The sequence below is a fragment of the Aeromicrobium sp. CTD01-1L150 genome, from assembly GCF_041951745.1.
GTDB lineage: Bacteria > Actinomycetota > Actinomycetes > Propionibacteriales > Nocardioidaceae > Aeromicrobium.
Map to the genome: position 1 here is coordinate 271,178 of NZ_CP169555.1, position 19,751 is coordinate 290,928.

At 68.6% G+C, this 19,751-nt stretch carries 22 protein-coding genes; 9 read left to right on the forward strand and 13 right to left on the reverse strand.

Features of this window, described 5'->3' with window-relative positions; all coding sequences use genetic code 11:
• Positions 1–55 precede the first annotated feature (55 nt).
• Positions 56–478 (forward strand): OsmC family protein, encoded by a 423-nt coding sequence (locus tag ACEVFP_RS01310; protein ID WP_375001542.1) that lies wholly within the window; start codon positions 56–58, stop codon positions 476–478.
• A 12-nt stretch (positions 479–490) separates the two neighbouring features.
• Here ACEVFP_RS01310 and ACEVFP_RS01315 read toward each other — a convergent pair whose 3' ends face one another.
• Positions 491–1,351, reverse strand: coding sequence for an SDR family oxidoreductase (locus ACEVFP_RS01315; RefSeq protein ID WP_375001543.1), 861 nt, complete (start codon positions 1,349–1,351; stop codon positions 491–493).
• Between the two features lie 184 nt (positions 1,352–1,535).
• Here ACEVFP_RS01315 and ACEVFP_RS01320 point away from each other — a divergent pair, with 184 nt between their 5' ends.
• From ACEVFP_RS01320 to ACEVFP_RS01330, 3 genes are all read left to right on the forward strand, one after another.
• The gene (locus ACEVFP_RS01320; RefSeq protein WP_375001544.1) at positions 1,536–2,492 is read left to right on the forward strand and encodes an alpha/beta fold hydrolase; all 957 of its coding nucleotides are present in this window, start codon (positions 1,536–1,538) and stop codon (positions 2,490–2,492) included.
• Positions 2,493–2,571: 79 nt separating this feature from the next.
• Positions 2,572–3,318: an enoyl-CoA hydratase-related protein gene (locus ACEVFP_RS01325; RefSeq protein WP_375001545.1), complete on the forward strand. Its 747-nt coding sequence runs from the start codon at positions 2,572–2,574 to the stop codon at positions 3,316–3,318.
• Positions 3,315–4,061, forward strand: a complete 747-nt coding sequence (locus tag ACEVFP_RS01330) for a nitroreductase (protein WP_375001546.1) — start codon at positions 3,315–3,317, stop codon at positions 4,059–4,061. The genes ACEVFP_RS01325 and ACEVFP_RS01330 overlap by 4 nt, the downstream gene beginning before the upstream one ends.
• A 108-nt stretch (positions 4,062–4,169) precedes the next feature.
• Here ACEVFP_RS01330 and ACEVFP_RS01335 read toward each other — a convergent pair whose 3' ends face one another.
• Complete coding sequence (locus tag ACEVFP_RS01335) at positions 4,170–4,493, reverse strand: hypothetical protein (RefSeq protein WP_375001547.1); 324 nt, start codon at positions 4,491–4,493, stop codon at positions 4,170–4,172.
• 213 nt (positions 4,494–4,706) lie between these two features.
• Positions 4,707–6,134, reverse strand: coding sequence for a hypothetical protein (locus ACEVFP_RS01340; protein WP_375001548.1), 1,428 nt, complete (start codon positions 6,132–6,134; stop codon positions 4,707–4,709).
• 210 nt (positions 6,135–6,344) lie between these two features.
• On the opposite strand from ACEVFP_RS01340, the gene ACEVFP_RS01345 reads away from it, so the two are divergent.
• Positions 6,345–7,007 (forward strand): hypothetical protein, encoded by a 663-nt coding sequence (locus tag ACEVFP_RS01345; RefSeq protein WP_375001549.1) that lies wholly within the window; start codon positions 6,345–6,347, stop codon positions 7,005–7,007.
• 94 nt (positions 7,008–7,101) lie between these two features.
• Positions 7,102–7,752: a fasciclin domain-containing protein gene (locus tag ACEVFP_RS01350; RefSeq protein WP_375001550.1), complete on the forward strand. Its 651-nt coding sequence runs from the start codon at positions 7,102–7,104 to the stop codon at positions 7,750–7,752.
• A gap of 111 nt (positions 7,753–7,863) precedes the next feature.
• Here the strand turns inward: ACEVFP_RS01350 and ACEVFP_RS01355 are convergent, their stop codons facing one another.
• The gene (locus tag ACEVFP_RS01355; RefSeq protein ID WP_375001551.1) at positions 7,864–8,523 is read right to left on the reverse strand and encodes a TetR/AcrR family transcriptional regulator C-terminal domain-containing protein; all 660 of its coding nucleotides are present in this window, start codon (positions 8,521–8,523) and stop codon (positions 7,864–7,866) included.
• 86 nt (positions 8,524–8,609) lie between these two features.
• On the opposite strand from ACEVFP_RS01355, the gene ACEVFP_RS01360 reads away from it, so the two are divergent.
• From ACEVFP_RS01360 to ACEVFP_RS01370, 3 genes are read left to right on the forward strand one after another with little or no spacing between them, the layout of a single operon-like run.
• Positions 8,610–9,329, forward strand: a complete 720-nt coding sequence (locus ACEVFP_RS01360) for an NAD(P)-dependent oxidoreductase (RefSeq protein WP_375001552.1) — start codon at positions 8,610–8,612, stop codon at positions 9,327–9,329.
• Between the two features lie 38 nt (positions 9,330–9,367).
• Positions 9,368–10,333 carry an ATP-binding cassette domain-containing protein gene (locus ACEVFP_RS01365; RefSeq protein WP_375001553.1) on the forward strand — a complete coding sequence of 322 codons (966 nt, stop codon included), beginning with the start codon at positions 9,368–9,370 and terminating at the stop codon, positions 10,331–10,333.
• A complete protein-coding gene (locus ACEVFP_RS01370) occupies positions 10,330–11,166 on the forward strand; it encodes an ABC transporter permease (protein ID WP_375001554.1) in 837 nt (278 codons plus the stop codon). Before ACEVFP_RS01365 ends, ACEVFP_RS01370 begins: the two co-directional genes overlap by 4 nt.
• Before the next feature lie 131 nt (positions 11,167–11,297).
• Here ACEVFP_RS01370 and ACEVFP_RS01375 read toward each other — a convergent pair whose 3' ends face one another.
• The 9 genes from ACEVFP_RS01375 to ACEVFP_RS01415 form a co-directional block, all read right to left on the reverse strand.
• Positions 11,298–11,699, reverse strand: coding sequence for a hypothetical protein (locus tag ACEVFP_RS01375; protein ID WP_375001555.1), 402 nt, complete (start codon positions 11,697–11,699; stop codon positions 11,298–11,300).
• A complete protein-coding gene (sdhC, locus tag ACEVFP_RS01380; RefSeq protein ID WP_375001556.1) occupies positions 11,681–12,184 on the reverse strand; it encodes a succinate dehydrogenase, cytochrome b556 subunit in 504 nt (167 codons plus the stop codon). The genes ACEVFP_RS01375 and sdhC overlap by 19 nt, the downstream gene beginning before the upstream one ends.
• Complete coding sequence (locus ACEVFP_RS01385) at positions 12,181–13,905, reverse strand: FAD-binding protein (RefSeq protein WP_375001557.1); 1,725 nt, start codon at positions 13,903–13,905, stop codon at positions 12,181–12,183. The genes sdhC and ACEVFP_RS01385 overlap by 4 nt, the downstream gene beginning before the upstream one ends.
• Positions 13,902–14,645, reverse strand: coding sequence for a succinate dehydrogenase/fumarate reductase iron-sulfur subunit (locus ACEVFP_RS01390; protein ID WP_375001558.1), 744 nt, complete (start codon positions 14,643–14,645; stop codon positions 13,902–13,904). Before ACEVFP_RS01390 ends, ACEVFP_RS01385 begins: the two co-directional genes overlap by 4 nt.
• Positions 14,642–16,150: an argininosuccinate lyase gene (gene argH / locus ACEVFP_RS01395; RefSeq protein WP_375001559.1), complete on the reverse strand. Its 1,509-nt coding sequence runs from the start codon at positions 16,148–16,150 to the stop codon at positions 14,642–14,644. Before argH ends, ACEVFP_RS01390 begins: the two co-directional genes overlap by 4 nt.
• The gene (locus ACEVFP_RS01400) at positions 16,150–17,118 is read right to left on the reverse strand and encodes an ABC transporter substrate-binding protein (protein WP_375001560.1); all 969 of its coding nucleotides are present in this window, start codon (positions 17,116–17,118) and stop codon (positions 16,150–16,152) included. Before ACEVFP_RS01400 ends, argH begins: the two co-directional genes overlap by 1 nt.
• Before the next feature lie 62 nt (positions 17,119–17,180).
• The gene (locus tag ACEVFP_RS01405; RefSeq protein ID WP_375001561.1) at positions 17,181–18,038 is read right to left on the reverse strand and encodes an ABC transporter permease; all 858 of its coding nucleotides are present in this window, start codon (positions 18,036–18,038) and stop codon (positions 17,181–17,183) included.
• A gap of 7 nt (positions 18,039–18,045) precedes the next feature.
• Positions 18,046–18,885, reverse strand: a complete 840-nt coding sequence (locus tag ACEVFP_RS01410) for an ABC transporter ATP-binding protein (protein WP_375001562.1) — start codon at positions 18,883–18,885, stop codon at positions 18,046–18,048.
• A 94-nt stretch (positions 18,886–18,979) separates the two neighbouring features.
• Complete coding sequence (locus ACEVFP_RS01415; protein WP_375001563.1) at positions 18,980–19,732, reverse strand: sulfite exporter TauE/SafE family protein; 753 nt, start codon at positions 19,730–19,732, stop codon at positions 18,980–18,982.
• Positions 19,733–19,751: the final 19 nt, after the last annotated feature.

Consider the following 19,751-nt stretch of genomic DNA (forward strand, 5'->3'; position numbering starts at 1 on the left):
GCAAGAGAAGGCCGGGGTAGGTGCTCAACGTCAGGTGACGGGGCAGGATGGACCCATGAGTGAGGACCACCGCAGCATCGACCTCGAGCGCACGGCGCTCGGCCACTATCGCGCCACCAACGTCCGTGGCGGCACGATCACGATCGGCGAGGGCGACGACGCCGACTTCACGCCGGTGGAGCTGCTCCTCGCGGCCCTCGCCGGGTGCAGCGCCGTCGACGTCGACCACATCGTGTCCAAGCGCGCCGAGCCGGAGTCGTTCGTGGTGGGCTCGGCGGGTCGCAAGGTGCGCGACGAGCACGGCAACCGGCTCACCGAGCTTTCCCTGGACTTCGGCGTCGACTTCGGTGACGACGAGGCGGGTGAGCGGGCACGGGCCGTGCTGGCCGACGCGATCGCCAAGTCTCACGACCGGCTGTGCACGGTGAGCCGCACCATCGAGGTGGGTGCCGAGGTCACCGCGCGCCCGGTCGGCTGACTCCCCGCTGCGCTATCGGCCGAGGGTGAGGTTCGGGTCGTGCGGTCCCTTGGGCTCGACCCAGAAGTCCAGCGCGAGGTCCTCCTCCCGACCACCGTTGAGGTAGCCGGAGAAGTCGGTGACACCAGCGTCGGCGAGCACGTCGTCGTCGATGAAGAACTGTCCGGTGACCTCGCGCGAGCTCTTGGTGAGGATGACGTGGGCGGCGTCGGCCATGATCTGCGGCGTCCGCGAGCTCGCCGCCATGCCCGGCCCCACGACGTTGCGCACGGCGGCGGTGTCGATCGCGGTGCGCGGCCACAGCGAGTTCGCCGCGATGCCGTCCTCGCGCAGCTCTCCGGAGAGGCCGAGCGTCACCAGGCTCATCCCGAACTTCGCGATCGTGTACGCCGTGAACGTGGTGTGCCACTTGGGGTCCAGCTCCAGCGGTGGGCTCAGCGTCAGGATGTGCGGGTTGCCGGACTGGCGCAGCCAGGGGATGGCCGTCTTGCTGAGGAGGAACGATCCGCGGCAGTTGATGTCGTTCATGAGGTCGTACTTCTTCATCGAGACGTCCTCGGTGCGGGACAGGTCGATGGCGCTGGCGTTGTTCACCACGATGTCGATGCCGCCGAAGTGCTCCGCCGTCCGGGCGACGGCGTCCTCGACGAACGCGTCGTCTCGGATGTCGCCGACGAGTGGCAGGGCGCGGCCGCCGGCTGCCTCGATGGCCTGCGCCGCGGTGTGGATGGTGCCGGGGAGGTTCGGGTGCGGCTCGGTGGTCTTGGCCAGGAGCGCGACGTTGGCTCCGTCGGCGGCTGCCTTGAGGGCGATTGCCTCGCCGATGCCGCGGCTGCCGCCGGACATGATCATGGTCGTTCCGGCCAGGCTCATGCGGTCACGTCCTCAGAAAGCCCACGGTAGGACCGTGCCCGCATGAGACGTGCCGGATGGTTCGCTCGCTGGCGCTCGCTCATGTGGTACCTCTCGTCATGGTGGGTGGTTCCTCGCTATCGTGCGGGGTGGAACGTGAAACAGTCAAGGTTGACGGTTTCTAGACGGTTGCAGGAGGTCGCACGTGGACACGCCGACATGGTTCGACGAGGCGATCGCCGAGGAGCCGGCGCGTCTCACCCGGGAGGTCGACGGTGCGTCGGTGGCCTACCGCGCGTGGGGGAGGCCGGGCGATCCTCCCGTCGTGCTGGTCCATGGCGGCGCGGCGCACGGCGGCTGGTGGGACCACGTGGGCCCGCACCTCACTGGCGGGGGTGCGGGGCCGGGGGCCGCAGATGACACCGGCGGAGGTGCGGGGCCGGGGGCCGCAGATGACACTGGCGGGGGTGCGGGGCCGGAAGGTCCGGATCGGCACCGCGTCCTCGCCATCGACCTGACCGGTCACGGCTTGAGCAGTCACACCGGCGGCTACTCGTTGGAGCGTTGGGCGAGTGAGGTGGTGGCCGTGGCGCGGGCCGAGTCTGACGTGCCGCCCATCGTCATCGGGCACAGCATGGGTGGGTTCGTCGCGCTGACCGCTGCCCGCGACCACGGCTCACAGCTGGCGGGTGTCGTCGCGATCGACTCCCCGGTTCGTCAGATGTCACCGGAGGCTCGTGCCTGGCTGGACTCCAGCCCGCACCTTCCGCCGCACAAGGTGCATCCCACGCAGGAGGCGATCCTGAAGCGGTTCCGCACCTTGCCCGAGGATGATGCCACGCTGGACTTCGTGCGTGACCACATTGCCGCGGAGTCGATCGTCGAGGTCGAGGGTGGCTGGTCGTGGCGGTTCGATCCGCGCATCTTCCTCAGTACCCGGATGGAGACCTCGGCCCTCGCCGAGGCGGTCTGTCCGGTGGCTCTGCTGCGTGGGGAGCGAGGCATGGCGACGCGGGACATCACGGCGGCCGTCGCCCGTGAGCTGGGCGGCGGCGTCCCGGTGACGACCATTCCCGACGCCGGACACCATGTCATGCTCGATCAGCCGGTCGCGCTCATCGCGGCCGTCAACGTCCTGCTCGGACAATGGAGGCGTACATGAGCGCGTACTCGCCCGAGCACTCCGCTTCGCTGTGTGCGGGGCGGTATCCCCAGCGAGTGAACAAGGAGCACGTGATCCCATGAGCGAGGAGATGCTGTTCCGCACGGAGGACGACGTTCTCACGATCACGGTCAACCGGCCCGAGGTCATGAACGCGGTGGACGGGCCCATGCTCCATGCCGCGGCCGACGCGGTGGAGCAGACGCAGGCGCGCGTCATCGTGATCACCGGCTCGGGACGAGCCTTCGGTGCGGGCGCCGACCTGAACCGGGTCAAGGAGGGTGGGACCCAGGAGGGCGGCAACAGGCTGGTCCGGGCGATGCTCAGCACACCGCGTCCGGTGGTCGCAGCCGTCAATGGTCCTGCCGCCGGTATCAGCGCCTCGGTCGCGCTGGCGGCGGACTTCACGGTGGCGCACGAGTCGGCCTACTTCCTGCAGGCGTTCATCAACATCGGCCTGATGCCGGACGGAGGGGGTACGCAGCTGGTGGCAGCATCGTTGGGCCGGGCCCGTGCGAACCGTATGGCGATGCTGGGGGAGCGCCTGCCGGCGGCCGAGGCTGCCGAGGCGGGCCTCATCGAGGCGTGTCTTGCGGATGAGGAGTACCCCGACGGTGTCGTGGCCCTCGTGAAGCGGCTCGCGAGCGGGCCCACGGCTGCCTACGCCGAGACCAAGGCGGCACTCAACGCGGTGACGCTCGCGGGGATCGACGAGACGCTCCAGCGTGAGCTGGACGGCCAGGAGCGCCTCGGGTCGACGGATGACTTCCACGAGGGTGTGACGGCGTTCCTCGCCAAGCGCCCTGCGACGTTCGAGGGCCGATGAGCACGCCCGGCGGGGGTGCGGGGCCGGGGGCCGCAGACGACACTGGCGGGGGTGCGGGGCCGGGGGCCGCAGACGACACTGGGGCTGCCGAGAGTGTGCTCCAGCGTCTGCTGGAGGAACGCTGGAGCTGCCGGGGCTACACCGAGGAGCCTGTCGCACCGGAGGTGCTGGAGCGGCTGCTGACCATGGCGGGCCGGTCGCCGTCGTGGTGCAACACCCAGCCGTGGCACGTCGAGGTGACGTCCGGGGACGCGACGGTGCGGCTGCGGGAGGCGATGGCCGCCGACGAGCGGTTCGGCCCGGACATCGAGTTCCCTGCCTCCTACGAGGGTGTCTACGCAGAGCGTCGCCGCGAGTCGGGGTGGCAGCTGTACGAGGCGGTGGGCGTCGAGAAGGGCGATCGCGCCGGGTCCGCCGAGCAGATGATGCGCAACTTCGAGTTCTTCGGTGCGCCCCACGTCGCGATCATCAGCACGTCGGCGTCGTTGGGCACCTATGGCGTGCTGGACTGCGGGCTCTACGTGCAGTCGTTCCTGCTGGCGGCCCAATCTCTGGGTTTGGGCACCTGTGCCCAGGCGGCGCTGGCGATGCGTTCTGAGTTCCTGCGTGAGTGGTTCGGGCTCGACGACGACCGTCGCATCGTCTGCGGCATCGCGTTCGGCCACGCCGAGCAGACGCACCCGACGAACTCCTACCGGACCACGCGCGTCCCGCTGTCGGCGGCTGTCACCTTCCACGACTGATCGCTGGAGCGCACCAGGCGTGCACGCCGGTGACGTCCGCGCCCTGACCACACGAAGGCCCCGGAACACCGTTCGGTGTTCCGGGGCCTTCGTGTGTGGAGCTGAGCCTCAGCGGCCCGTGTCGACCCTCTCGGGGGCACGCGGAGCCTGGCTGGTCGACGCCTCGTCTGCGTCGTCACCGCCGCTGCCGCCGCTGCCGGCGGTCGCGGTGATGTAGTGGTTGACGTTGGACTCCCCGCCGCTCACGGCGAGCTGGAACTGGTCGTCCGGGGAGGCGCCGGTGATGGTCAGCGTCCCCTCGCCGGTGCCGTCGGCGCCGAGCGTGGCGGAGAAGTCGCCGATCTGCTCCCGCTCACCGCTGTCGGGGTTGAAGTAGTAGATCTCACCGGTCAGGTTCGCGCCCGATGCGAATCCCGAGAACTGCAGGGTCACGCCGGCTGCCAGCTCGTCGACGGTCGCCTCGCTGGGTCCGTCGACCGACGCACCCTCGAGGATCGTGAGCTCGACGCTGCTTCTGGCGACTTGGTCGTCGCCGTTGTCGTCGGTGTAGGTGCAGTGCGAGATCGAAGAGCGCGCGATGATCGGGCCGCGTTCAGACTACCGACCCGGTAGCGGTGAACGGTGAGGTGCCACGGCGCCGGGTTCTCAGCCGCGCAGGGAGCCCAGACCGAGGACGGCGGCCAGGCCGAGGGCGCTGCGCGGGTGGTAGGCCGTGGTCCACAGTCCGCCGTGGGCGGCGGCGTGGGCCTCGTCCTGCCACGGCTCGGCCTGCGCGGGGACGTCGGCCCGTAGGTCGTGCACCAGCAGCGCCGCCATGAGCGTGTTGGACGTCGCCGGGTCGAAGACCTCCACCCCGAAGCGGTGTGCCCCGGCGTACGCCGCGGCCAGTGCCCGGTTCTTCAGGACCGACCGGGTCCGGGTGGACGGGGCGACGTTCATCGAGACGGTCGTCCCGGAGTGCCGCGCGGACGTCGCCCGCCACCGCTGCAGCCGCTTGGCGAGCGCGTAGTTGGGTCCTTGCTGCGGCACGAGCGCATCGCACAGGCCGGGGTCGGCTCCCGGTGGGTAGTTGCGCTGCAGGAGACGCCCCCGGCTGGCCATGCGCACCGCGCTGCGAAGAGTGCGGCCCGCCCGTCCCTTGGAGTAGGCCACCTCCGAGACGTCGACCTCCTCGTGCGGGACGGCGAACACGTCGGTGGGGGTGGCGAGGTAGGCCAGTGCCGTGTCGGGCCGGTGGTCGAGCAGGTGGGCCGCCAGTGCGTCGGCGGCCGCGGAGACCTGTACGTGCTGTCTGCCGTCGGCGTAGCAGTAGTTGCCGAGCACGAGGCGACCCTGGAAGGAGCCGAGCCAGTGGGCGACGGCGGGGAGCTCTCGCACCAGGTCTGCGCCGATGTCGGAGTCGGCGTCGGTGACGATGCGCGACGGGACGTGGACCGTGCCGGCGCCCGAGGCGGCGACGTCGCGGACCCGGCCCTGGACGCCGGCGTCGGGCAGGTCGATCGCCGCGACCTCCGCGCCCCAGCGCTGCAGCGCCCGGTAGGGCCCCATCTCGGCGCCGGCGCCGAGCACCACGACGACGTCGCCGTCGAGTCGCAACCACTCAGGGTGGTCCAGGACGCGCGTCACCGCCTCGACGCACGAGGCCGTGATGACGCCGCGATCGTGCCAGTCAGCGAGCTGGTCGACGACCTGGCGGCCGCGGAGCCTCTCGCCGCGGTAGGGGAGCGTGAGCTCGGTCTCCGGCTCCTGCGTCCCGGACGTCGAGGTCGTGTGGAAGACCTGCTGCAGGGCCGAGGTGTCGATGGCGTCGGACAGCGGTACGTCCCTGAAGCGCATGAGGTGGCGCATCGACGCCAGGCCGTCGTCGGCGATGGAGTGGGCGGCTCCCGGGTCACCGATACCGGCCTCCACGGCCCGGCGGAAGTGGGTGAGGTACTCGCGACGCCAGGCGGTCTCGTGCTCCACGGCACGTGCCCCGACGGGGTCGGCCTTGCGCAGCGCGTCGGCGAGGATGGTGCGGGCAGCCGAAGAGGTGCTGTCGGTGGGGAACGAGACTCCCTCGGCCGCATTCATGCGATCACGTCCTCGACGGACCCACCGTGGGACCGTGACTGTCTGCCGTGTCGGGCCGCTCGCTCGCGCTCGCTCATACGAGTCAGCCTAGGAACGGGCTGGTCACCGCGGTAGATCTTCTCGTGAGTAATTTGCTGCCCCGGCTCGGCGCGCGTTCGGCGGCCGCCGTCGTCGGCTCCGGCCACGGGTCGCGTCAGTAGGGTGGCCGGCGTGTTCTCGGACTGGAATGCTCGACGCGCCGCCCGTCGGGTCAAGCCCGGAGACGGTCACGCCCTGAAGCGGTACCGGTGGTGGCAGCTGTTGTCACGCACCCTCTTCCACCTCCGGCTCCCCGGAGGCGACGGAACGCAGGAGACGTGGTCGGTGGACGTTCGGCTCTGGGGGGACGACGACGGTGAGGTGCGGGCGCACCTGTACCGCGATGGTCGACACCATGCCCGGTCCAAGCTGCCGGCCACGTTCCCGGTGTCCGGCGGCACGGTGGAGGTCGTCGCGAGCACCTTCGGGTTGCGACGCTGCCACTACGTGAGCTCCGAGGGCCTGGAGCGTCAGCTCGAGCCGGACCCTGCCACGGCCGAGGGCCGTCGCCTGCACCTGGCGCGCCGACGCCCGGTCCTGAGCCGCGTCGTCGGGGCCGCCTCCATGGCTGTGCTCGTCGTCGCCGTGGCCATCGGTCTCCCCCAGGTCGTGCAGGAGATCTCCCAGATCCCACCGGTGGCCCGCACCATTGGTTCCTTCACCTCACCCGTCCAGCTTCCCGCAGCCCTCAACGTCGCCCTCCTGGTGGCCACGCTGGTGGCCAGCACCGAACGCGCGCTGCGGTTGCGGTACCACTGGCTGCTCGACGGCGGCCTGTTCGACGGCGGTGACTGACGTCCCGTGGAAGGACCGTGCCCGATGACACGACCTGCTGGCATCCCGTCCGGCTCCGCGTCGGGTAGAACAGTCTCAATCAAAGGAGAAGAAGATGCGTACGACGAAGACCGGCAAGTCCCTGGCCATCGCGGCGGTCACGTCCCTGGCCATGTTCAGCGTCGCCTGCAGCTCGAGCGACGATGACTCCTCCGCGGAGGACTCGGCCACCGAGGACGCTGCGGACGACGACGCGAGTGCCGACCTGGTCGGGCCCGGCTGTGCCGACTACGTCGCCGAGAACCCGGAGGGCCCCGCCTCGGTCGAGGCCATGGCGCAGGAGCCCCTCGCCACGGCCGTCTCCGGCAACGCGCTGCTCACGACGTTCGCGCAGGCCGTCAGCGGCGAGCTCAACTCCGAGGTTGACCTGACCGAGACTCTCGACGAGGGCGAGTTCACCGTGTTCGCGCCGGTCGACGATGCGTTCGCGGCATTGCCGGAGGACACCGTCGATACGCTCGGCACCCCCGAGGGCGCCGGGACCCTGGAGTCGGTCCTGACCTACCACGTCATCGAGGGTCAGCTCTCTCCTGATGAGATCGTCGGCACCCACACCACACGGGAGGGCGACGAGGTCGAGGTCAGGGGCGATCCCGAGACGCTGACCGTCGGCGCAGACGATGCCAACGTCGTCTGCGGTGGCGTCAAGACCGCCAACGCGACGGTCTACCTGATCGACGCGGTGCTCATGCCGCCGGAGGCCTGAGCGAGAACTCACCGTCCGCGGGACGGTGTCGCTGCGTGTTGGGCCCGGCGGGCACGCACGATGATGATGTCGGGTTGCCATGACTACCGTGATCCATCGCCCTGCGTCGGCTCAGGACCCGTCGGGCTCCAGGGCGTCGAGGACGAGGGTGAGTCCGGCCTCGAACTCCGTGTCGGCGTCCCACGCGGACATGAACGTCTGGCTGGACACGACCTCGGCAAGGTGCGGGTAGGTATCGGCGACCTGGTCGTGCAGGAGCCCGCGGGCGACGTCGTCCATCTGCTCTGCGTCGCTGAACGGCAGGTTCAGCTCCTGCAGAACGTAGCCGTACAGATAGCTGTCGACGATGGAGAAGGCACGGACGGCCCCGCGGACGGAGAACCGGGCCTCGCGCAGGATGCCGAGCACGGCGTCGTGGTGCCGAAGCGTGGCGGGCCCCGGGGTGCTGCGCGAGTCGAGCAGTCCGACGGCCCACGGGTGACGGCTGAGGGCGGCGCGGGTGGAGGTGGCGCGTGCGCGCATCGCCTCCCGCCACGGCTCACCGGATGCCGGGAGGTCGACCTCGGCGAGGACCGTGTCGATCATGCCGTCGAGGACGTCGTCTCGGCCGGAGACGTGGTGGTACAGCGACATCGCCTCGACCCCGAGGCGTGCGGCGACAGCGCGCATCGTGACGCCCGTGACGCCGTGCTCGTCGGCGATCTGCACGGCGGCGACGACGACGCGTTCGCGACGCAGGGGGCTTCGGCGGCCGGTGCCGGCTCGGGGCACGGATCCTCCTCGGGTTGACGTCCTTACGTTGTAAGCCTACGCTCCCTTACGTCGTAAGGCGCGACGCGGGGGAGGCGGGAGTCGTCATGGGCTCGAACGACACGGAGCCGGTCCAGAAGGTCTGCATCGTCGGGGCCTCCGGCAAGCTGGGGCGGTACCTGGTCCGGCTCGCCCTGGAGCGCGGGTACGACGTGGTGGGGGTGTGTCGGGAGAAGAGCGTGCACAAGCTCGAGGCCTACGCCGGGCGCATCGCCATCGTGCCCGGGCCCACCGACGACCGTGACGTGATCGCCCGCGCGGCCGCAGGGTGCGACGGGGTGCTCGTCGTCCTGGTGCCGTGGGGTGTGCGGCAGTACTCCTCCGGGACCGCGCAGGCCGTCCTCGACCTCGCCGAGCCGGATGCCCGTCTGGTCTTCTCGTGCGGCTGGCACATCTCGCGCGACGGTCGGGACGTGTACTCCAGGCGGTTCCGGGTGATGGTGTGGCTCATGTCCAAGGTGGCGCGGGCACTGCGCCTGGTGGAGGTCGACGATCAGGTGGAGGCCTGCCGACGCATCTTCGCCAGCGACCGGCGCTGGACCGTCGTGCGAGGCAGTGACCTGGAAGAGGGTGAGAGCCAGGGTCTGCCGGCGTGGAGCCGACACATCGGTGACCCGGTCCTGGAGAGCAACCTGACGCGGCGCATCGACTTCGCCCTGTTCATGGTCGAGGCGCTGGCAGACGAGGCCCTCGTGCACGAGGCGCCGGCCATCGTGGGCCGCCTCGCGCCCAGTGTCCTCCGGCATGCCGGCGCCCAAGAAAAATGATTTGTTCCTAGTTGGAACACGAGAGTAGGGTGCTTGTCATGAACGATCTCGCAATCTCCACCGAAGGCCTGGTCAAGGTCTTCGGCAACAACCGGGCTGTCGACGGCGTCGATCTCGCCGTCCCCAGCGGAGGCGTCTACGGCGTCCTCGGCCCCAACGGCGCCGGCAAGACCACCGCCATCCGCATGCTCGCCACGCTCCTGCGCCCCGACGGTGGACAGGCCACCGTCCTCGGGCACGACGTCGTCGCCGAGGCGGGCGCCGTCCGCTCCAAGGTGGCGATGACCGGACAGTTCGCCTCCCTCGATGAGGACCTGACCGGCCTGGAGAACCTGCAGATGCTGGCCCGTCTCTACGGCTTCAAGGGGGCCGCGGTGCGTGAGCGTGCGATGCAGCTGCTCGATGCCTTCGGTCTCGAGGACGCCGCTGGCCGGCAGGTCAAGAAGTACTCCGGCGGCATGCGGCGACGCATCGACATCGCCGGCAGCATCGTCGTGCGGCCCGAGCTGATGTTCCTCGACGAGCCCACCACCGGCCTGGACCCCCGTAGCCGCAACCAGGTGTGGGACATCGTGCGAGCGCTCGTGACGGCCGGCACCACGATCCTGCTGACAACCCAGTACCTCGACGAGGCCGACCAGCTGGCCGACCGCATCGCCGTCATCGACCACGGGCGTGTCATCGCCGAGGGCACCAGCGGTGAGCTCAAGGCCTCCGTCGGCTCCGGTGCCGTGCACGTGCGCCTCGGCGACCCGGCCGAGCGAGAGCGTGCCGCCGACGTCCTGGGCCAGGCGCTGCGGGCCGAGGTCGTGCGGGAGTCCGACCCCTACGCGCTGAGCCTGCGCATCGACGATCCGGCCGCAGTGCCCGACGCGCTCGTCCGGCTTTCTGCAGAGGGCATCGACGTCGGCGAGTTCTCCCTCGGCCAGCCCAGCCTGGACGAGGTGTTCCTCGCCCTCACCGGCGAGCCCGTCACCGACGAGACCGAGCAGGAGATCGCATGACTGTCGATACCAAGACCCCCGTCGCTCTCGACGCCAAGGTCGCCGAGGCCCTCGGGTCCGGTGAGCGTCCCGAGCCCGCGTCGGCCCTCTCGTCGTCGCTGACCTTTGCGCACCGCGCCCTGCTCAAGATCAAGCACGTGCCCGAGCAGCTGCTCGACGTCACGATGTTCCCGATCCTGTTCACGCTGATGTTCACCTACATCTTCGGTGGAGCGATCTCAGGGTCCACCGATGCCTATCGGGACTACCTCGCGCCGGGCATCCTCGTACAGACCGTCGTCATGATCACGATGTACACCGCCATGACGATCAACAACGACATCGAGAAGGGCGTCTTCGACCGCATCCGCTCGCTGCCGGTGTGGCGGCCCTCGCTCATGGTGGGCGCCCTGCTGGGGGACACGCTGAGGTACACGATGGCCTCGGCCGTCATCCTCGCCGTCACGATGATCATGGGCTACCGGCCGCCGGGCGGGGTCACGGGAGTCATCGCCGCGGTGGCGCTGCTGCTGGTCTTCTGCTTCAGCGTGAGCTGGATCTGGACGCTGCTCGGCCTCAAGCTGCGCACGCCCAACGCGGTCATGGGGGTCAGCATGATGGTGATGTTCCCGATGACGTTCCTGTCCAACGTCTTCGTGCCCATCGAGACCATGCCTGGCTGGTTGCAGCCTGCCGTCGAGCAGAACCCGATCTCCCACCTCGTCAACGCCGTGCGCGGGCTCATGGTGGGCCAGAGTGACGTCGGGGCCATCGTTACCGTGCTCGTCATGTCGGCCGCGCTGATCGTGGTCTTCGGTTCGCTGACGATGCGGGCCTACGCACGCAAGACCTGAGGCCACCCCCACCCCGCCCGGTGGGTCGAAAGCCCGGTGGGGTCGGAAGTACAGGGCCCGCGCCGCCTCGCTCGAGTCGGCGCGGGTCCTGGTCGGTGCACCGAGGTGCCTGGAGTGCTCGGGCCCGTGCCCTAGCGGACCTGATGAACCACCAGCGTCGCCAGACCCAGACAGAAGAACGCCGCCAGCACTCCCAGGATGAGCGCATAGGCCATGCGCGCGCGGGTCGGCGCATAGTCGCGGACCAGGGCCGCCAGGCCTGCGGCACTGTGGGCGAGCGCGGCAAGCAGGAGCGCTCCGTCCCACGCGACCCAGCCGATGCTGGCCCACCGGCGCGCGATGAAGTCCGAACCGGTGTCCGCGACATCGGTGATGATGTGCGTCAGGGCGAAGTGCCCCAACGCCAGCACCACGAGGAGAACTCCTGTGCCGCGGATCAGCACGTAGTTGGCTCTCGCCGGTCTACGGACCTTGGCGCGGCGCCGGCGCGATGGCGCTCCGCCGCGCTCGACGGTCACATCAGGACTGGCCACAGGATCACCACACTTCCTCCGAGGGTCAGCGCGACGCTGACCAACATCGTGAGCCACAGGAGCCGGAGAGCTCCTGTCATGCCGATGTCCCAGACATCGATCGCGATCAGCCGTAGGCCGTTGAAGGCGTGGAAGCACAGAGCGAAGAGAAGACCGCACTCGAAGATCCGCATCACGGTCGTGCCGTAGAGCTCATGGACGGAGTCGTACACCGGAACCGACCAGACGAACAGGGACACGTCGATGAGGTGCAACAGCAGGAAGAGCAGGACGGCCACGCCGGTGATGCGGTGCAGGTACGTGGCCCATCGATTTGCCTCGGTCAGCGAGGACTGCATGCCACCGAGACCGGACATGTTCGACACCGTGGGGTTGCCCCCGCCGTCGAGGACGCGAGCGCGCTGATACATCACTGCCGTGACGGCGACGATCGCCACGGCGACCAGCATGAAGCCCACCATGAACATGAACTGAGCGAAGCTCATGACTCCACCACCTGCTTCGCCGGAGCGGCGTGACTGAACTCGACCGGGACCTCGGTCAGGTCGAACGCCTCGCCGTTCAGACGCAGCACCAGGTACTTGAGCCACTCCTCGTCCCGCGCCGTCGGATGATCCGAACGGGCATGCGCTCCCCGGGTCTCGGTGCGAAGCGTGGCGCCGGAGACCACGGCGCGGGCGACCAGCAGCTGGTTCCGCAGATCGAGAGCCTCGTGCCATGCCGGGTTGAAGGCGTGGACGTCGGGGACGCTCACGGCCTCCAGCTCATCGCTCAGCTCATCGAGTGTCGACGCGGTCTCGGCCAGGCCGTCGGGACTGCGCACCACACCACATCCCACCCACATCGCCTCCTTGAGACGGCGGGTGATGCTGAAGGGGTCCGGACCGTTCGCGCGGTCGATCGGTGCCAGAGCGGTCTCGATGGCCTGTCGCACCTGGTCGTCGTCGGGTTCCGGGGGTGCGCCACGCTCGGCCACCAGCTGAGCTGCGGTGTCACCGGCCCGGGCGCCGTAGACCGTCGACTCGGCCACGCCGTTGCCGCCGAGGCGATTGGCCCCATGCACGCCGCCGGCGTCCTCGCCGGCAACCAGAAGGCCTTCGATCTCCGTGACGCAGTCGCGGTCGATGATCGCGCCGCCCATGTGGAAATGTGCTGTCGGAGAGACGTTGACCGCACGGGTCGCGAGATCGGAGCCGATCAGCCGGGTGCGTTCGACCATGCCCGGGAAGCGTCGCTCGACCTCGGCCCGGCCCAGGTGGGAGATGTCGATCAGGACACCGCCCTCGGGCGTGCCGCGACCGGCCATGATCTCCAGGTAGCTGGACCGCGATACGACATCGCGGGTCGAGCGCTCCATGCGCTCAGGGTCATACCGCTTCATGTACCGCTCGCCGTCGGCGTTGTACAGATGGGCTCCCGCCCCTCGCAGCCCTTCCTCCAGCACCGCCCCGGTCATCCGGGACTCACCGGCCAGCAGACCGGTGGGATGGAACTGCATCATCTCCATGTCTCGCACCGGCAACCCCGCGCGCATCAGCATGGCCACACCGTCACCGGTCTTCTCCCTGGCCGGCGCAGCGATCTTGAACATCGTGGCGGCACCACCGGTTGCCACGACGACGACCGGTGCCCGCACCAGGACGAACTCGCCGGTCTGGACGTCGAGGCAGATCAGGCCGGCACAGCTACCGTCCCGGCCGCGGAGGATCTCCAGGGCGCGGGTGTCCTCCAGCTCGCGGACGCCGATCCGGAACATCTGGTCGCGCAGTCGGGACATGATCTCGATGCCCGTGAGGTCACCTCGGTGGACGGTACGATCGAAGGTCTGCCCTGCGAAGGCCTTCTGCTTGATGGTGCCGTCCGGATTGCGGTCGAAGAAGCAGCCGACGCGGGTCTCCAGCTCGTGGATGACTCGCGGGGCGTCATGGACCAACGTCCGAGCCAGCTCCTGGTCGTTGAGGTACTTGCCCCCTTCGAGCGTGTCGCTGAAGTGCGCATCGAGCGAGTCGTCCTCGTTGAGCACAGCGTTGTATCCACCCTGGACCATCCGCGTGCATCCGGAACGTCCCACGGCGCCCTTGCTGACCACGGCGATGGACAGCTCCGGATTGGCTGTGTGCGCATGCAGGGCGCACATCAGTCCGGCACCTCCGCTGCCGACGATCGCGACGTCCACCTCGATCTGTTGAACATCAGCGTCGTTCATCGGTCCTTCAACCTCCCGGTACGAGCGGCGCGAATGGCTCGCGCCGGGTCCAGGCCCTTCGGGCAGACGCCCGTGCAGCCGTACATGAAGTGGCAGCGTCCGACGCCGTCCTGGCCGGCGATGATGTCCAGACGTTCCTGTCCGGCATCGTCGCGTGAGTCGCTGATGAGGGCATAGGCCCGGTTGAGAGCGGCGGGACCGATGAACTGTCCGTCATCGCCTGCGAAGCCGCAGCTGGAGTAGCAGGCGCCGCACTGGATGCAGTCGAGCGCGGGATCGATGGCTTGGCGTTCCGGCGAGTCGGGCGCCACGACTGCGGGTTCGTCGAGTTCTCCGTCCTCCGGACTGACGTAGGGGATGACGCGTTGCCATTGCTCCCAGAAGGGCGTCGTGTCGACGATCAGATCCCTGATCACCGGCATGCCGGCGGCCGGTGCGATGGCGATGTTGCGCTCGACCGGCTCGACGATGCGTTGGCATGCAAGGACAGATCGCCCGTTGACGCGCACCGTGCAGGTGCCGCACATCGCGACGCGACAGGAGAACCGGAAACCGATCGAATGGTCGTGCTCACGCTGGATCGCCAAGAGCACGTCCAACACCGTCATCGGCACGATCCGCTCGACGGTGAAACTGCTCGCGGCCTCATCGGACGATCGATGAACTCGGACGTTCAGTGGTTCTGCTTGGCCGCCGGCCTCTGCAGCATTCATGGCCTTCCTCGCTCTGGCCCGGCTCATTCGGCCAGCCGGCGTATCGCGTTCTGACGCTCGGCGTCACTGCTGTGCACCTGCGTGCGAGACGCGTCCAGCCACGTGCGTACGGCCATCGCCCGCTCTCGGGCATGGGACACGTTGGCCGACACCATCTCGGGAGCGGCCCCGCCTTCGACCCGGTGAGCGGCCACGAACGATCGGGCGTCGAGACTCCGGCTGACGTCCTCGTCGCTCATGCCCAGCTGATGCCCCAGCGTGAGGTCGGCGGCCTCGTCCACCAGGGCGGCGCCGACCTCCTCTGGAGCGATTTCCCGTTCCACCGCGAGTCTGACCAGGGTGCCGACGACCTTGTGCGCCGAGCGGAAGTCGAGGTCCGTGGTGCGGTGGATGACCGCAGCCAGCTCGGTGGCCGTGGAGAACCCCGCAGCGGCCGCTTTTGCCATGGATTCGCGGTGGAACTGAAGCGAGTCGATGCTGCCGGCCAGCAGCTCCAGTGAGACCGCGGTCTCATCCAGCAGGCGCAAGACGGGCGGCACCATCTCCTCCTCGACATCCTTGATGTCGCCGAAGGTGGTGTTGTGCAGCACCATGAAGACGCCCGACATGTCACTGACCGCACGGGCCGCGCGGGCCCGGACGTACTCGAAGGGGTAGGCGTTCTTCTTCTGCGGCATCATCGAGCTCGATCCTGCGTAGGAGTCGCCGATCTCCGCGAAGCCGAACTCCACCGTGCACCACAGGTACAGGTCAGTGCTCAGCCGGCTGAGGTTGGTGCCCACTCCGCCCAGCGCAGCCGCGGTCTCGGTGGCGTAGTCACCCGACCCGACCGCGTCGATGCTGTTCTCACGGACGCCGTCGAAGCCGAGCAGGGCGGCGACCCGGTCTCTGTCGATCGGATAGGACGTGCCGGCCAGCGCGCCACAGCCCAGTGTCGATCGATTCGTCGTCGCATACGCCGCCTGGAGGCGGCCGGCGTCGCGCAGCAGCGCGTCGGCCACCCCCGCGAGGTAGTGGCCGACCGTGCTCGGCTGCGCCGGTTGGAGATGGGTCCACTGCGGCATCACCGAGTCCTTCTCGGCCTCGGCGATGCGCAGCATCGTCTCGACCAGGTCCAGCAGACGATCGACGACGCGGGCCGTCCTGGTGCGCACCGCGAGCCGCGTGAGCGGCTCGGGCCTCGTGCGGGCGATGTTGATGTCACCGGCGACCTCCGGACCGACCAGCTCGGTCAGCCGCTGCTCCAGGTGGGAGTAGAAGTACTCGTACCGCGAGTCGAACTCGACGAAGCGCTCGTTGCCCTCCTGCCGCATCGTCGCCAGTCCATCGGCGACCTTCGTGGCCGCCTCAGGCGTGACGATCCCCTGCTCGGCGAGCATGACGATCCAGGCCTCATGGGTCTCGAGCAGCCCCTCGAAGTAGTTCTTGAGCATGAACTGGTAGCTCGGCTCAAGAATGGTCCGGGTGTACGTTTCGCCCGGGGCCTCGGACAGACGATGACGGCTGATCGACCCGCTGTCGCGCTTCGGCATCAGGTTCCTCCTTCAGTGGCGTCGTTCTCGAAGAACAGATCCTCGGTGGTCAGTCGCTCACGGATCAGGCCGGTCTCCTCCATGAACGAGGCGAAGAGGCCGAGACCGATCGGCCCGGTGGTGAACTCGGTGCCTTCGGTCGTCAGCTCCGCGGAGATCTCGGCTGCGTCCATGTCGCCGATCGCGCCGGTCAACTTCCCTGCGGCCGAGTCCGGATCCGTCGCGATCTCCTCGTTGGCGGCCTCGAGCGCCTCGATCAGCGCGGGAGCCACATCGGGGTTGCACTCAACGAAATCCTCCATCGCGTAGACCCCGTTGAAGGTGTGCGGACCGTCGAACACGTCATAGCTGTCCACCAGCGCGTGTGCCCCTTGGCCAGCTTCCTGCTGCTGAAACGGCGGTGCCGTCAGGTGCGCATCGAGCTGACCCGCGATGAGTGCCTGCATCCCGTCGGGATGCCCCATCGCGATGATCTGGCTGTCCAGTGCGCGTGGATCGCCCAGCTCGTCCTGGGCGGCCTTGCGCAACACGATCGACTGGATCGAGTCCGGGCCGGGCATGGCGATGCTGCCGTCGCCCTGGAGCTGCTCGAGGGACCGGATGCCCGGATCCATCGTCATGAGCTGCAGGTTCATGGAGTTCAGCGCGGAGATCATCTTCCACTGCATGCCCGCGCCCCGACCGATGATGAAGGGACCGGCGCCGCCGGCCGCCACCTGGATCTCGCCCGCGAGCGTGCCGTCGCGGATCGCGGCGCCGGAGTTGAGCTCACGCCAGGTGATGTCGATGTCCGGCAGGGCCTCCTCCAGGTCTTCGTTGGCCTGGACCAGCAGGAGATTGGCATAGCCCAGACCCGGCTGGTAGGCGATGGTGACCGAGGAGGCTTCGTCGCAGACGCCGTCGCCGGAGGCGCCGAGGGCGCAGGACGCCAACGAGGCCGTGACGGTTGCGGCGACGAGAGAGGACATCGCCCGGCGAACGGGCCTGTGCCGAAAAGAACCAAACATGAGAGCTCCAGGGATACGTGGTTTCAGGCCGAGCTCTTCATGCCCCAGCGGATCACGGTCCGCCGCTCGACCCAGCTGAAGAGAGACTCGAGCAGGATGCCGATGATCGCGATCGTGATCAGGCCGGCGAAGATCTCGGGAGTCCTCAGGAAGTACCGTGCGTCGTTGATGTAGAAGCCGAGGCCCCCGCCGCCACCGGCGACACCGAAGACGAGCTCGGCAGCGATGATGGTGCGCCATCCAAAGGCCCAACCGGTCTTCAACCCGGTGAGCGTGTGGGGCAGGGCCGCGGGGATGAGCACGTTGCGGACCATCCGCCAGCCGCTCATTCCCATGTTGCGCCCCACCGAGATCAACGTGGGATTGACCGTCTTGAAGCCCATGCTGACGTTGAGGGCGATCGGCCACACCACGGAGTTGGCGATCACGATGGTCAGCGAGGTCGTGTTGAGCCCGAACCACAGGATGGCGAGCGGCAGCAGCGCGATGGCCGGCAGGGGATTGAGCATCGACGTCAGGAGGACGAGCAGATCGTCGCCGATCCGCGTCCAGGTGGCCAACGTCGTCAGCACCGCGGCGACAACCATCCCGATCAGCATCGCGGTCAGCAGGATGCGTAGCGTCGTCACTGTCGCGCTGAGCAGCGCGCCGTCGCCGAACCCTGTGACGATGGTGCGCAGCACCTCGAACGGGCTGGATATGAGCAGGGAGTCGGGGCTGAACAGCGTGATGTAGAGCTGCCAGATCAGGACGAAGAACACCAGGAGGGCGACCCGCCGGGGGACGACGGGCAGGCGCCCCCACACTCCCTTCCCCTCGCGCATGTGCTTGGGGATCTCCATCGTCGTCGTCACTGGCTGGTTGATGGTCTCTTGGGACATCGCTACCTCACTCGAACGCGATCTTCGTGTCGTCATGGCCGAGCAGCGACCGCAGGTGATGCAGCGCCTCGGTGAACGCGGCATCGTCAGGGTCCTCGATTCCCTGGACGTCCATGATCTCGACGACCCGCGAGGGCGGCTGGCCGAGGACGACCACGCGGTCACCGAGGTAGACGGCCTCCTGGATGCTGTGCGTCACGAAGACCACCGTCACTCCGGTCTGCTTCGTCACAGCGTGCATCTCGGCCTGCAGACGAGAGCGCGTCTGGGCGTCGAGAGCCCCGAAGGGCTCGTCCATGAGGAGGATCGCGGGATCCAGGGCCAGGGCGCGGGCGATCGCCACGCGCTGCTTCATGCCGCCGGAGAGCTGATAGGGATAACGATCGGCTGCGTGTTGCAGATTCATCAGCTCGAGGTACTGATCGGTTCGACGAGCCGCTTCGCGCTTGTCCCTGCCGTTCTCGACCTGCGGATAGGCGATGTTGCCCCGCACCGTGAACCACGGGAACAGCTGGTCGAACTCCTGGAAGACCACCGCCCGGTCGGGGCCCGGCTCCATCCGTTCCCGTCCCTGCATCGCGATCTCGCCGGCCACCGGACTCAGGAATCCGGCGACGCACTTGAGCAAGGTCGACTTCCCGCAGCCGGAGGGCCCGAGAAGCATGATCTTCTCACCGGACCAGACGTCGAAGCTGACGTTGTCGACAGCGATGTTCAGCTGGCCGTTCATGGGATACCCCAGCTTCACGTCCCCCACGGTCAGCAGTGGCCGCTCGGGATTGATCTCTTCTGACGAACCGCCGGACGGATGCGTCCGGCCGGTGCGTCTCAGCGACGTCGATGACATTTCGCCGCTCCTAACTGGATAGAGGTCTGGCCATGACGGTAAACTGATACCCGGCCATGCCGCAAGGGTTGGGATCGGCGAACGGCGACGAACGTCAGTGCACGAGCCCCTGGAACAAGCCAATGAGCGCCGAAGCGACGATGACGCCCAGTGTCAGGCGACGGAAGATCGCCATCGGCAGCAGCGGGCCGAGTCGCACGCCCAACCAGGTGCCGGCCAGGGCGACCGGAAGCCACCACGTCAGGAACGACGTGACATCGGCGATCGGCAGCCGTCCTCCGATCCCCAGCAGGACCAATGTGCCGAGGTTTCCGGCGACGAAGAAGACGGCCAAGTCGGCAACAACCTGGCGTGCGTTGGTTCGCCGACCGGCGAGCAGGAGAGCCGGGGGGACGCCGTTGAGGCTCGTCGTGGACCCGAGGAAGCCCCCCATGGTTCCGACCGCCCATTCCATGGATGGTCGGCCCCGGGCAGGTCCCGAGCCGACCGCCTCGCCGCGTCCCCACCGGTCCCGCGCGATGAGTCCGGCGACGGCGAGGAGGACGACCAGCCCCGCTGCGATCTGCAGGTTCTGCTCGGTGACACGCCCCATCGCCCACAGTCCGGCGGCCGTGCCCGGCAAGGCACCCACGACCATTCGGGACGCCCGGGGCCAGGTGACGTCGCGCCAGCGGGTGGCCAGCACGAGGATTCGGGTGACGAGTGCGATCACCAGGTTGATGACGACGATCTCCTCGAGCGGCAGGCCCACCAGCAGAAGCAATGGCAAGGCGACGAGAGCGTAGGCGAAGCCCACGACCCCACCGAGGAACGCCGCCAGGAAGACGGCCGCGGCTCCGGCCAACATTCGCTCACCCTAGTCCGAG